This is a genomic window from Microcoleus sp. POL10_C6 (assembly GCF_036701585.1).
Taxonomy (GTDB): domain Bacteria; phylum Cyanobacteriota; class Cyanobacteriia; order Cyanobacteriales; family Microcoleaceae; genus Microcoleus.
The window spans coordinates 33,710-46,046 of the sequence record NZ_JAUBRB010000007.1; the positions used below are offsets into that span (position 1 = coordinate 33,710).

Consider the following 12,337-nt stretch of genomic DNA (forward strand, 5'->3'; position numbering starts at 1 on the left):
AAGCATTTGCTGTTATTTTTTAAGTAGCTAACCAGGTAATTAAATGCTGCACAATTATCAACTAGCTCTCGAAGTAATGCCCCCGCTGGCTCAAACTATTGGCGAGCATTTTAGCAGTTTGCCTCAAGTTGTAGCCGTAGTTTTAGCAGGTTCTCGAACAACTATAGTTACGGATGAGTCGTCGGATTTTGATTTTTACGTATATGTTCAAGAGGAAATTCCTGTTGACATACGGGAGGCGATAGCGAGACAATTTTCCGATAGCATCGCCATCAACAATCAATTTTGGGAACCAGGGGACGAGTGGATAGATATTAACACTGGCTGCGGTATAGATATTATGTACCGCCAGCCCGAATGGATCGAAGAAGAACTCGATCGCGTCCTGGTCAAACATCAAGCATCAGTAGGTTATTCAACCTGTTTTTGGTGGAACGTTCTCACCTCAGTATCATTGTATGAAAGAGACGGTTGGTTTCAGCAATTGCAAGCCAAGGTCGATCGACCTTATCCCGAACAACTCCGTCAAGCGATAATTGCCAAAAATTATCCGATTTTGCGCCACCAGATTTTTTCATTTCGCCACCAGCTAGAATCCGCGGTTTTGCGCCGCGATTCAGTAAGTATTATCCATCGAACAGCCGCTTTTTTAGGCAGTTATTTTGATATTGTTTTTGCTATTAATTCTATCCCTCATCCGGGCGAAAAGCGTCTGGTAGAAAGGGCAACAGCTTTGTGTTCAAAATTGCCGGAAGATTTGGAAAGCCAAATTTATAGTCTAACTAATTCTGTTTCGTTACCTGCAGGCGATCGCCAAATTTTACATTGTCTTGATGGACTGGTTGACAGTCTCGATCGATTGTTGATTGAGGCAGGTTTAATTGCTACTAATTCTCTCGCTAACTAGGTAAGTGCCACAAAACAATAGTTTCATATCCTAGGGTTAGCAGTGTGCACCTCCCTAAATAGCGATCGAACTTTTACAAACTTGCTTGTTGCAAATAACGCTCCAAGTCTTTCACTCGTTCTTGTGTCACCCTCGCTCTGCAATAACCGTAGGTAGAAGCAGCCAAAGTTCCACCTTCAAACTGCCCCATTTCATAATTGCAAGATTCATCTCTAAACTTGAGCCAACTACGCTGTGCTACTATCAATCTTTGCTTTTGTTTGCTGTTGAGTTTCGGCTGAAGTTGCTGATATACTTGATTGAGTTTTCTGTCTGCTGCCTGAAACTCTTGACTGGAACACGCATTCTGCTCCTGTGTAGTTTGAGGACTTTTGCAGTTGGGCTGTTGGGCGAGTTGCAAGGAAGTGTTGCTGGCTTTGCTGGGAAGCAAAAATCCGGCTGTTAACAACAGCGAACTCGCGGCTAATTTGACCCAAATAGTGATTTTTTTCAAAATATTTACCTCTTTTTCAATCTTTAATTTTTTCTGGTTGAGCCGATCGCCAAATCCACCAAGCCGCGGCCCATAGAGTAAAATTGCCGATGAGAGTCATCCCCGCTTGCAGGGTAACAATCCATTCTAGGGCTGGGGAGTTGTCAAAATAGTGCCATGTACAGGCACACATAGCGCTGACAAGAGCGGGCAGCATTCCGGCGGAAAGAGCCCACCAAGCTCGGTTTTGAGTGACTTCGCCGTAAGTCCAAATTAACCAGATGGCGGCAATCCACTCGACGACGCTAGAGACGTGAATAATCCAGGTGGGAATTGACAAAGCGTGCATTTTTTGTATTGTGAACGAAGATGAAAGATTTATCGATCGGGACTTACGCAACGGTCATATAAAGTATGATGAGTCAGTCGATTTTAGATTTTAGATTTTAGATTTTAGATTTACTCCACAGATGAATCTTGGAGCTTGAGCTTTGGTCTAAAATTTTAGGAGCATCCACGACTTAAGTCGGGGCTTGTACCTGTTTTTGGGCTGGTCATACAATTTTAGATTAGCGATTCGAGATTTTATTAGATTTGCGATTTGAGCTGACTGATGACGTAAAGCCTTGAAGCTTGATGACAGTAGCATTTTTTTGGTAGTAGGATCAAATCTCAAATATCAAAAAAATCTAAAATCTAAAATCTAAAATCTAAAATACTTAGATTCTCCATCACAAACAAACAAAAGAGTAGAAATGCGAGCAATTTTGTGCGGCTATTACGGTAAAGGCAACGGCGGCGACGAGGCGCTGTTGGCATCGCTACTGCAAATGTTACCAGATGGCGTGACGCCGATCGTCCTGTCTGGCAATCCTGTCGAGACAAATCAGCGGTACGGGGTAGCTGCGCGCGATCGTATGAATGCCTTCCAAGTTCTCGAAGCACTCCGCACATCCGACGCGCTAATTTGGGGCGGCGGTAGTTTAATCCAAGACGCTACTAGCATAGCGAGCCCTTTCTATTATGGGGGTTTGATGGGATTAGCGCAGCGGATGGGCTTAAAAACTGTTGCCTGGGCCCAGGGAATCGGCCCTTTGAAGCGCGAAATGACTCGCAAGTTATCTCAGCGCTGTTTTGCTGGATGCACCGCCGTCAGCGTGCGGGATAAAGGCTCAGCTACTTTACTTGCAGATTGGAAAATTCCCTTTACTTTAGCGCCCGATCCTGTGTGGGCTTTGGAGAATTCTCCCGTGTCGGGTTTGTGGGATTTACCAGCACCCAGAGTTGCTGTTTGTTTGCGTTCTCATTCTACACTAACTCCTGCCCGTTTGTCAATCTTAACTCAAGCTTTAGTTGACTTTCAAAAAGCAACTCGCACCTTAATTTTGCTGCTGCCTTTTCAAGCGTCTCACGACTTAGAAATTGCCCAACATTTGCACGAAGCCCTGCCGAAAAGGAGTCGCATCCTCAGTTTAGACGATCCGAGAAAATTGAAAGGAGTGTTCCGGGGAGTCGAAATGGCGATCGGGATGCGCTACCACAGTTTAATTATGGCAGCATCGGAAGAATGCCGCTGTTTTGCCCTCAGCTACGATCCGAAAGTCAGCCAGTTAATGGAAGAGCTAGAAATGCCGGGATACTTATTATCAGAATTGCCAGACGATCCTTATTTAATCAGCAAAACCTGGATCGAACACTATGCTAACGGCGACGCCTTATCGTCAGACAGGATAAAATTTATTGTAGGGCGATCGCTCTTTCACCGCGAAGTATTGCAAACTGCACTCCAGTAATCTCATTTAGAGGTGAAATACAATGACAATCAGTACAGCCGACTTAAAAATTACCTGGGAAAAATTGCCAGACGACTTCATTTTAGACGAGGAACCTGTGGAAAATATCGACCAACCCTTGCTCGCTGCAGCCTTGCGGGAAATCTTAGAAATCGCAGGGCTAATTATAACAGGAATATTAGTTGCCCCAAACATGGGAATTTGCGCTACATTAAACGGCAAGCTAGTAATCAAAGCTCCAGATTGGTTTTATGCCCGCAACGTACAACCGCTTTCTAGTCAAGAAATTCGCCGCAGTTACACTCCCAACTTAGAAGGAGACATTCCGGCGATCGTGATGGAATTTTTGTCAGCTACTCCCAACGATGAATATTCTAGTAAACAAACTTATCCGCCTGGAAAATGGTATTTTTACGAGCAAATATTGCGAGTGCCAATCTATGCACTTTTTGAACCTGCCACGGGAGTGTTAGAAGTCTACCACTTGGATTCATCAGGAAAGTATGAAGTACAACCACCCGATGCTTTCGGCCGTTATTGGATTTCAGGAGTTGGGTTATTTCTGGGTGTTTGGCAGGGAACAAAAGCCGAAAGAATTGGATATTGGTTGCGGTGGTGGGATGAGAGCGGAGAGATGTTATTGTGGGGAGTAGAGATGGTAGAAAGGGAAAGGCAAGAAATAGAAATTGTTCAAGATCGAGCTGAACAAGAACGAGAACGGGCCGATCGACTAGCCGCCCAATTAAGAGCAGCAGGCATGGAACCAGAGGCCTAATGCAATAATGAGCAGTTTAAAATTGTCTCTCTGTAATTTAAGATTGCTCATTAATTAAAAAGTATTGAACAACATCGCAAAAATCAATATTTATCTGCGTAAATCCACGTTCATCTGCCTTCATCAGCGGTTAAAAATTACATTCAGGAGACAGCAAAATTGGCAAGAGTAAGAGTGCGGGAACACGTCAATCCCCTATCAATTAGATATCAAGCATCTGCAAGTCCCCCGGATTGGACTAAAATCTATGCCGACTTAAATTTACCGCTGCATTTAGATATCGGCTGCGGCAGAGGAAGGTTTTTGTGGCATATGGCGCAAATCCAAACAGACTGGAATTTTATAGGATTAGAAATTCGGGAACCTCTGGTAGAGGAGGCGAATCTTTGGCGGGACGAAAAAGGATTGACAAATTTGCACTATTTGTTTTGCAATGCGAATAGTTCCCTAAAGCCAATTTTAGAAACTTTACCCGCAGGTATTTTGCAGCGAGTTAGCATTCAATTTCCCGATCCGTGGTTCAAGAAAAAGCACCACAAACGGCGGGTGGTGCAGCAAGAATTAGTCAACGAATTGGCAACTTATCTGGCAATTGGCGGCGAAGTTTTTATCCAGTCAGATATTGAGGAAGTAGAAAGGGAAATGTGCGATCGCTTTTCATCTCACCCTAGTTTTAAACGTCAAAATGGGGGCGAATGGCTAGCAGAAAATCCCCTACCTGTTGCTACTGAAAGAGAAATTGCTACTCTGAAACGGGGCGAACCAGTTTATCGAGCACTGTATCAAAAATAATGCTCGCTTTTGCCAACTCACCTTTGTCATAAATGTTATAACTTACATCTTGCACCTTTGTTAGGAACAGGCAAGATGCCTGTTCCACAAAACTTAATTTTCTTGTGGAACGGGCCGGAGATCCCGTTAACAAAAGAATTATTTCTAACTTAAACCCAAGACGGCACCCACATCCTAATTTTCCATTCCATTTGCGACAAAGGCAGTCCCAAATAGATAGGCATCCAGAAAATAAAAGCACCCAAAACCAGAAAAATAATTGTTACCCCCATCCCTCGGAGTCGAGTTTGAGGGCTGTGCAGCCACCTGTCAGTCCACCAAGCAAGTGCTAAGGCTGCAAACACAGAACACCCCATATAATGGTACAAAAATATGCAGCGAGTCACCTTCACCCAAGGCAGCAAATTAGCGGCCCAATTAACTATTAAATATAACCCCAGCCACATTTCAGCAGTCGGCGGAAACAAAATCGGCCGCTGCTGTTCTATGGTGTCAACAGAAGCCTCGCTGCGCGTTTGCAGCCACACTAAAATCCGGTGAATTAAAACTCCTATTACTAGCACTAAAGCTAAGGTTGACAGCCACCAAAGGAAGGGATTTCCCATTGCGTGAACGTCAAAAATTACCTCAGTTGCACGTTCAGGTAAAGGCGGCAAAACCGGATCGGGTTGGGCATTGTTGCTAGCTTTTTTGAAGAAGTAAACTATCGGGCGCAGCATCAACGGCCAACTGTACCATGTGGAACAGTAAGGATGCACATCTGGGCCGCTTTTAATCCGCTGGTGATAAGTCAAAATTTCCGTTTGCATCTGCCAGAAATTGGGAGTTGGATTAAAGTGCAGGTGAGGAATCCAAGAGATGCTATAAACTAAAATAGGAATAATAGCTAGACTTAAGCAGAGTTCTATAAAATTGAGTTTAGTCAGTTTTTGTACGGGACTTTCGGCAGGAATTAAAGGCGAATCTACCTCGCGGCTTTGTTCTTCATTTCCTCTGTTACCCTGGATAAAACGAACTGCCCAAGCACAGATTAAAATTAGATAAGTACCGAAAAGAAACCATAATCCGTTCCATTTGATAGCCGCAGATGCGCCGAAACCTATTCCGGCGACTACCAGCCCAAGCCAGCGCTTTTTGCCTTCTGCTTCTACCGCTTTTAAAATAAATAACTGACCTACAATTCCAAATAAAACCAGATAAATGTTGTTCAGCGCGTAGCGAGACTCAACTAAAAACAGACCGTCGCAAGCGATCAATAAAGCAGCAATAAAAGCAAAGGTGCGGCGCGGAACTAGCTGATAAGCCAGGGCTCCCACAACTAGCGGAATAAAGGAACCTGTAAGAGCATTCAGCCAGCGGTAATCCCAAGGAGAAAGCAGGGAACCAGCCATACTGTTGACGGCTGTTTTTCCGAAGGGAAGGTGAGTGCCGATCCAAATGCCGATCGCAATTATGTACTGGCTCAGAGGCGGGTGAGCGTTGAAAAAAGGAGTTTTGGTGAGATAATCGTTGGCAAATTTAGCGTAGTAAACCTCGTCAAATACTAAAGTGTTAAATCGCTCCAGTTCCCAAAAGCGTAGTGTTAAGGATAGGAGGAACACAGCCAACATTCCTAAGCAAAAAACTAAAGTATATCTGTTGAAGTGTTTTTTGTGGATTTTCATAAAACAGCAGTAAATAGTAAATGCTAGATTTGAGGGTGATCGCTAATTTAAAAATACTGAGTTGAGAATAGCGTAAAAATTACAATTATGACTTTTAACCTTCGCGGAGGCAAATCCGATGCGGCCGATCGCCCTTGGAGGGTGCGGTACTACGTGCAGCGGCGGATGCGATCGCACAATATGCCCCCGACGCAATCGGCACGCAGTCTAGGAAAGCGCACCTGACAAGCTGCGATCGACTATGATAGCGGTTAACCAGGTCTTGTTTGAGCAGGTGTTTATGAATCTCAGGCTGTGGGTTTGGGGGATCGCTGTAGGTGCGAGTATCCTGCTAGGAGTCCCGGCGGTAGCTGCGCCCAGCGTTATAAAAATTAGCCAAGGGGTATCGCAGCAGGGAGGGGGAAACCCGGCGGCGGATGCTCAAAGAGCCTTTACAGAAGGGGATCAACTGTACCAGCAGGGGACGGCGGAATCTTTAAGAAAAGCGATCGCCAAGTTTGAAGAACTATTAAAGCTGTATCGGCAAGCGGGCGATCGCGCTGGGCAGGCTACCACCCTCCACAGCATCGGCAAAGTATACTCAGATTTGGGAGAAAAACAGAAAGCGCTAGAGTATTACAGCCAGTCCCTTCCCCTGAGTCGGGCAATAGGCGATCGTTCAGGGGAAGCTGTCACCCTCACCAACATCGGCAGAGTCTACTCAGTTTTAGGAGAAAAAAAGAAAGCCCTAGACTATTACAATCAGTCCCTTTCTTTGAGCCGGGTAATAGGCGATCGCCAAAAAGAAGCCTACAACCTTCTAGGTATTGGCATAATCTACGCAGAATTTGGAGAACAGCAGAAGGCGCTAGAGTATTACAATCAGTCCTTTTCTTTGAGCCAGGAAATAGGCGATCGCCGTTGGCAAGCTTTCACCTTGATCGTCGTTGGCAATGTCTATTCAGGTTTGGGAGAAAAACAGAAAGCCCTAGATTATTACAACCAATCTCTTCCCCTCAGTCGAGAAATAGGCGAGCGCTCTGTTGAAGCCTTCGCCCTGATTTCTGCTGGTAGAGTCTACTCAGAATTGGGAGAGAAACAAACAGCCTTAGACTCTTACAACCAGTCCCTTAAATTGTTCCGGGCTATAGGTGAACGCGAACAAGAAGCTCGTACCCTTAACTACATAGGTATTGTCTATTCAGAAGTGGGAGAAAAACAGAAAGCCCTAGAGCATTACGGCCAGTCTCTTCCCATCAGCCAAGCTGTGGGCGATCGATCTGGGCAAGCTGTTACTCTAATCAGCATTGGCCATGTCTACTCAGAATTGGGAGACCAACAGAAAGCTTTAGAGTATTACAGCCAGTCCCTTGCAATTTTCCAGACTCTAGGCGATCGATCCTCAGCAGCAACCACTCTCACCAGCATTGGCATTGCCTACTCCGAATTAGGAGACAAAGAGAAAGCCTTAGAATATTTTAACCAATCCCTTATCCTCAAGCGAATAGTAGGCGATCGCTCTGGAGAAGCTCGCACTCTCACTGGCATTGGTAACATATACGCCGAATTAGAAGACCAACAAAAAGCCCTAAACTATTACAATCAGTCTCTTTCTTTGAGCCGGGAAGCACGCGATCGCCAAAGAGAAGCCTACAGCCTTATAGGTATCGGCAGGAGCTACGCAGAATTAGGAAACAAAGAGAAAGCATTAGAGTATTTCAATCAATCCCTTCCTCTGAGTCAAGCTACCCTCGATCGCTCCTTAGAAGCTCTTACCCTCTATAGTATTGCTACTATCAAACGTGACTATGGTAATCTTAACCAAGCTCTCACTGAGATTGAAGCCTCCCTCAAAATTATTGAAAGCCTCCGCACAAAAATTGCCAGCCCAGAACTCCGCACCTCATACTTTGCCACCGTACAAAACTATTACCAGTTCTACATTGATCTGTTAATGCAACTGCACAAAAGGCAACCCAAATCTGGTTATGATACCAAAGCCTTTGAAGCCAGCGAACGTTCCCGCGCCCGCAGTCTCCTCGAACTTCTGCAAGAAGCAAATGCCGATATTCGCCAAAGTGTCGCCCCTGAATTATTGCAGCGAGAACGCAGTGTGCAACAGCAACTCGATGCCCTTGAAAAACGGCGTGTCGAAGTTCTCAATCGCCCCAACTACACTCGCACCCAAGAAGCAGAATTAGAACAACAACGGCAAACTTTAATCGCACAATATCAGGACATTCAAACACAAATCCGCGCTACTAGCCCCCGGTACGCAGCCCTCACCCAACCGCAACCTCTAACGCTTGCACAAATTCAACAACAAATCCTCGATGAGAATACAATTTTACTCCAGTATTCTCTAGGGAAAGAGCGCAGCTATCTGTGGGCTGTCACCAAAACCAGCATCACCACTTATGAATTACCAAAAGCTGCCGACATCGAGACAAATGCCAGAAAATTCCGCGATGCTGTCACAGCTCCAAGTTCCCGAAACAGCCCCAATCAAATCGCCCAAGCCAACGATGCTATCAGTCAAATTATCTTACAGCCCGTTGCTGCCCAACTCGGTCAAAAGCGCCTGCTGATTGTTGGCGATGGCATTCTCAATTACCTCCCCTTTGCTGCCCTTTCCCTCCCGGGAAAATCTGGTGAAAATGGGAATCCGCCTTTAATAGTAGACCATGAAATCGTGCTGCTGCCTTCCGCTTCCACCTTGGGAATCTTAAGACAAAACTACAATGACAGACAACCTCCTACTCGGACTTTAGCGATTCTCGCCGATCCAGTTTTTAGCCCGGAAGATGAACGAGTCAAAAACCAGTCAACCGCCACCAATCTGCAAGCAATAGAATCAGTAAATCTGGGTTTAAGCCGCTCTGGTCGCGACAATAACTTACAGTTGAGCCGTTTAAACTTCACTCGCCAAGAAGCTCAAATCATTCAAGCGTTAATTCCTTCCAATTTTCGCACCGAATCTTTGGATTTTGAAGCCAGCCGCGCCGTCGCAACCAGTCAGAACTTAAGCCAATATAAAATCATTCATTTTGCCACTCACGGTTTAGCGAATAGCACTAACCCGGAACTATCGGGACTCATCTTGTCACTGGTAGATGAAAAGGGCAATCCCTTAAACGGATTCCTGCGACTTACTGATATTTTCAATCTCAAATTAGCAGCAGATTTAGTCGTGTTAAGTGCCTGTCAAACCGGAATGGGGCAGAACATTCAAGGCGAGGGCATGGTAGGATTAACACGGGGATTTATGTATGCAGGGGCTCAGCGAGTGGTGGTGAGTTTGTGGAGTGTGGACGATGAAGGAACGGCTAAGTTAATGTCGAGTTTTTATCAGGGAATGCTGCAAAAAGGGTTAACGCCAGCAGCAGCATTGAGGGCCGCGCAACTCGAAATGTGGAAGCAGGAAGAGTGGCGTTCTCCTTATTATTGGGCGGCTTTTAACCTTCAGGGGGAATGGCGATAAATTTTAGGGAAAACCAGCATCAATTCCAATTCCGGGCGAGTGTAAGTCTGGCGAGAACTTTTTGCGGTGAATCTGGATACCAAAAAAAAGCGGCTCCGCTTGTCGCAGAACCGCCGTCACAGAGGATGAAAAATCAAAAATTAACGGACTGCGCCCTGTACTGAAGGTGATTCAATTGTCTTCATGAAGTACAGCTTCAACAACTGCCATCCGTTCGACAAATACAAAGGCAATTTTTGGAAGAATTGCAAGAATTTTGGAGTATTAGAAGCAACAATTGCGGTCAACTGCTGATTGTTCTTGAGGCAAACATCCAGCCGTTCATAAAATTCTGGGTTGTTCACGTCCAGCATGACGGGGAATACGCGGCCGGCTGTTTCGTTGGTCTTTTTAATCACTTCGATGTCGTATTCGCGAGCATCGAGACCGAGCGATCGATAAAAACCGGCACGCTGGATATCATTGAGATACATTGTCGCGAACACTGACAGCAAGAAGAAACGGCACCAAAGCTTAGCGCGCCAATCGTTCAACATCTGAGGCTGAGCTCTCATCACCGCATCAAAGAAATCTCCGTGGCGGTTTTCATCCTGGCACCAATTTTCAAAGAATCGGAAAATCGGATAAATCTGGTCTTCAGGATGCGCTTTTAAGTGCTGATAAATCGTGATATAGCGCCAATAACCGATCTTTTCAGACAAGTAAGTCGCGTAGAAAATAAACTTCGGCTTAAAGAATGTGTAACTGCGGCTTTTTGTCAAGAAACCCAAATCCAGGGACAAATTAAAGTCCGAGAGGGCTTTGTTGAGGAATCCGGCGTGCCGCGCTTCGTCCCGCGACATCAGCAAGAAACCTTCGGCCAGCACTGGATTTTTGTCCTTGAGCTTGCGTGCCAACTCTTTGTAAAGCAAGAAGCCAGAAAACTCAGCGGTGCAGGAACGTTCCAGGAATTCAATGAACAATTGGCGCTTTTCGCCGTCGATGTGTTCCCAAGATTGATCGAACTCGGCATCACGCACGAAGTGGTTGCGGTTGTAGTCAACGCGGAACTCTTCAATAATTGCTTTTAGTTCGGCTTCATTTACCGAGATGTCCATTTTGGCCATCTCGTCAAAATCTGTTGTGTAAAATCTCGGCGTGAGAATAGTTTCTTTGGCTGGGGCTTTCACTCCCGGCCGCAGTTCTTCAAAAGTGGGTTTTTTGAGGGAATCTACCATATTTTTATTGGATTTCTGCTTATAACTACTCGCTTGTTTCCATTGTCGGGTACTGCGGGCGATCGCGCTCGTGTATGTCCGGCCAGCGCTGGCGGCGCGCTTGCTTTGGCGCTCCGTGTGGAATCCTGGTCTAAGCTGCTGTAATTTCCACGCCCTCCAGTTTACCAAGCTCTCGCCCGCCCAAATATGTTGCTGGCGTTAAGAATTGCTACGCAAAATTACTCATGGGCTTCGAGACAGAAGGTATGGGGAAACCAAATACTGCCTTTTGTCAGTTTATTAGGCTACCACACAAATAAATTCCCATGTCAAGCTGTTTAAACAGCAGATAGAAAGTACAAAATGTATAAAGGGACTCCAATTCTTAGAATAATCAGGCAGGACGGTCAGAAAATGAGCAATTTAGGTGTTAGTTACCTTTTATGGGCAGCTTGTTTTTTCGGCCCCTTCGGACTCCACCGCCTCTACAACGGCAAGATTGGTAGTGGTTTGCTGTGGCTGTTTACCTTTGGTTTGTTTGGATTTGGGCAATTGTTTGACTTGCTGCTGCTGCCGAACATGGTGGACGAACGCAATGCCAGTCTCAGGGGCAAACTCGGCGTATCTCGCGAAGGTATACCGCTATATCCAGTCAGCGGGGCGATCGCCGCGACATACCCCAAGCAAACTCCAGACCAGTTAGGGGTTAAACTCCTGAAGGCAGCTTATACCAAGAACGGAAGATTATCTGTCACCCAAGGGGTGATGGCGACCGGCGCTACTTTTGCCGAAGTGGAAGAGGCTTTTACGGCAATGCTCAAAACGGGTTATGTGAGTATCGAGAACGATGCCGTAACTGGCGTCGTGATCTACCACTTTCACGAACTTTAGCTGCTGCGGGTGCGTTGCCTAGGGGATTTTGTCTATTTTTCTAGAAGCTAATCGCTGACGCACCCTACTACTTGATATTGGTTGGTGAGCAGTTATTGCCGTTTTTTGAGTAAGCATTGCCGGCAAAATCGGCTAGAATGTTTGTTTGTCTATATAAGCAAGCAAAAAGTATTTAGCGTCATGGCAGTCCCTAAGAAGAAAACCTCCAAATCCAAGAAGAATATGCGTAAGGCCACATGGAAGCGCAAAGCTGTCGTGGCAGCTCAGAAAGCTCTGTCTCTGGGCAAATCTGTTCTGACTGGGCGTTCCAACAGCTTCGTGTATCCCGGCAATGAAGAAGAGGAGGAAGAATAGAAACGGAATACCGGGCATGGGGCGAACCCGATG

General features: G+C 45.7%; 12 protein-coding genes. 8 read left to right on the plus strand and 4 right to left on the minus strand.

The genetic code is table 11. The features are described from left to right. The first annotated feature begins 43 nt into the window (after window positions 1-43). Entirely contained in the window at window positions 44-907 is an 864-nt protein-coding gene (locus QUA34_RS05845; protein ID WP_333384779.1) for a DUF4037 domain-containing protein, read from the plus strand. 73 nt (window positions 908-980) lie between these two features. On the opposite strand, the gene QUA34_RS05850 is transcribed toward QUA34_RS05845, so the two are convergent. Both QUA34_RS05850 and QUA34_RS05855 read right to left on the minus strand, forming a co-directional pair. Beyond that, on the minus strand, window positions 981-1,400 hold the full coding sequence (locus QUA34_RS05850) for a lysozyme inhibitor LprI family protein (protein ID WP_333384782.1): 420 nt from the start codon (window positions 1,398-1,400) through the stop codon (window positions 981-983). Between the two features lie 16 nt (window positions 1,401-1,416). Next, the gene (locus QUA34_RS05855; RefSeq protein ID WP_333384785.1) at window positions 1,417-1,728 is read right to left on the minus strand and encodes a DUF2499 domain-containing protein; all 312 of its coding nucleotides are present in this window, start codon (window positions 1,726-1,728) and stop codon (window positions 1,417-1,419) included. A gap of 406 nt (window positions 1,729-2,134) precedes the next feature. On the opposite strand from QUA34_RS05855, the gene csaB reads away from it, so the two are divergent. The 3 genes from csaB (at window position 2,135) to trmB (ending at window position 4,739) form a co-directional block, all read left to right on the plus strand. Continuing rightward, window positions 2,135-3,172: a polysaccharide pyruvyl transferase CsaB gene (csaB, locus tag QUA34_RS05860; RefSeq protein ID WP_333322051.1), complete on the plus strand. Its 1,038-nt coding sequence runs from the start codon at window positions 2,135-2,137 to the stop codon at window positions 3,170-3,172. A gap of 22 nt (window positions 3,173-3,194) precedes the next feature. Next, a complete protein-coding gene (locus tag QUA34_RS05865) occupies window positions 3,195-3,947 on the plus strand; it encodes a Uma2 family endonuclease (RefSeq protein ID WP_333384788.1) in 753 nt (250 codons plus the stop codon). Between the two features lie 159 nt (window positions 3,948-4,106). Next, window positions 4,107-4,739: a tRNA (guanosine(46)-N7)-methyltransferase TrmB gene (trmB, locus tag QUA34_RS05870; protein ID WP_333384791.1), complete on the plus strand. Its 633-nt coding sequence runs from the start codon at window positions 4,107-4,109 to the stop codon at window positions 4,737-4,739. A 149-nt stretch (window positions 4,740-4,888) separates the two neighbouring features. Here trmB and QUA34_RS05875 read toward each other — a convergent pair whose 3' ends face one another. After that, window positions 4,889-6,403 (minus strand): phospholipid carrier-dependent glycosyltransferase, encoded by a 1,515-nt coding sequence (locus QUA34_RS05875; protein ID WP_333384794.1) that lies wholly within the window; start codon window positions 6,401-6,403, stop codon window positions 4,889-4,891. 87 nt (window positions 6,404-6,490) lie between these two features. Between QUA34_RS05875 and QUA34_RS05880 the strand changes: the two genes are divergently transcribed. Then, window positions 6,491-6,628, plus strand: coding sequence for a hypothetical protein (locus QUA34_RS05880; RefSeq protein WP_333384797.1), 138 nt, complete (start codon window positions 6,491-6,493; stop codon window positions 6,626-6,628). A gap of 55 nt (window positions 6,629-6,683) precedes the next feature. Then, window positions 6,684-9,863 (plus strand): tetratricopeptide repeat protein, encoded by a 3,180-nt coding sequence (locus tag QUA34_RS05885; protein ID WP_333384800.1) that lies wholly within the window; start codon window positions 6,684-6,686, stop codon window positions 9,861-9,863. Window positions 9,864-10,003: 140 nt separating this feature from the next. On the opposite strand, the gene acsF is transcribed toward QUA34_RS05885, so the two are convergent. Beyond that, on the minus strand, window positions 10,004-11,080 hold the full coding sequence (gene acsF / locus QUA34_RS05890) for a magnesium-protoporphyrin IX monomethyl ester (oxidative) cyclase (protein WP_333384989.1): 1,077 nt from the start codon (window positions 11,078-11,080) through the stop codon (window positions 10,004-10,006). A gap of 393 nt (window positions 11,081-11,473) precedes the next feature. On the opposite strand from acsF, the gene QUA34_RS05895 reads away from it, so the two are divergent. Further along, window positions 11,474-11,950 carry a TM2 domain-containing protein gene (locus tag QUA34_RS05895; protein ID WP_333384804.1) on the plus strand — a complete coding sequence of 159 codons (477 nt, stop codon included), beginning with the start codon at window positions 11,474-11,476 and terminating at the stop codon, window positions 11,948-11,950. A gap of 180 nt (window positions 11,951-12,130) precedes the next feature. Beyond that, the gene (gene rpmF / locus QUA34_RS05900; RefSeq protein WP_006632406.1) at window positions 12,131-12,304 is read left to right on the plus strand and encodes a 50S ribosomal protein L32; all 174 of its coding nucleotides are present in this window, start codon (window positions 12,131-12,133) and stop codon (window positions 12,302-12,304) included. Window positions 12,305-12,337 lie beyond the last annotated feature (33 nt).